The organism is Collinsella sp. SGI.180, assembly GCF_050313455.1.
Classification (GTDB): Bacteria; Actinomycetota; Coriobacteriia; order Coriobacteriales; family Coriobacteriaceae; genus Collinsella.
Genome location: NZ_JBNPLL010000052.1, coordinates 1 through 644, shown reverse-complemented (window position 1 = coordinate 644; position 644 = coordinate 1). Strand labels below are relative to the sequence as shown.

Here is a 644-nt window from a genome sequence, read left to right as displayed (position 1 = left end):
ACAAGCATAATTCCTCCCAATAAGGAATCTCGAACCGTCGTCACTCCCGTCGCGCGCGTTGTTGATATCAATTCCGGGAGTTCGATTCCACGGCTCGAAGCGTACCTGGTGTGCTGCTAACACCCATGCCAGGCACAAATGATTTGATACCAATTATAGGTATGCAGGTTCGCCTTATTTAATACCAGTCGCTCAGCGGGGTGTTTTTTACCGTAAACGGCAGGCGCATCCCATTAGGCACGCTCTTTGTTTCGATGGCGGACAAGCGCCACCAGAAAGCCGTCGCCAAAGGCATCGGATGCCAAGTTGGCCACAATCACCAAAACGATCATCGCCGCGCCCAAGAACTCGTTCCAGCTAAAGACCTCGCCAAAGAGGAGCGCCGACCAGCAGGGAGCGAGCACGACCTCACTCATGCAAACCAAGTTGGCCGCAAACGCGTTGGTGCGCGCAATCCCCTTGGCATACAGCACACTCGCAAGGCCGCTGCAAAAAAGGCCATGCACCAGCATAAGCCCCCACTCAAAGGGTTTCACGGAGCCTAGGTCGCCGGCAAAATAGACGATCGGCAGTATCGAGATGCCGCAGGAGATGAGCGAGGACACCATGGGCGACGCATCGGGGCGAGAGTTCAAAAAGAAACA

At 55.0% G+C, this 644-nt stretch carries 1 protein-coding gene; it reads right to left on the bottom strand.

From position 1 onward, the window contains the following. Positions 1 to 233: 233 nt before the first annotated feature. On the bottom strand, positions 234 to 644 hold a 411-nt coding region (locus tag ACQRAP_RS08695), incomplete at its 5' end, for an EamA family transporter (protein ID WP_427729330.1).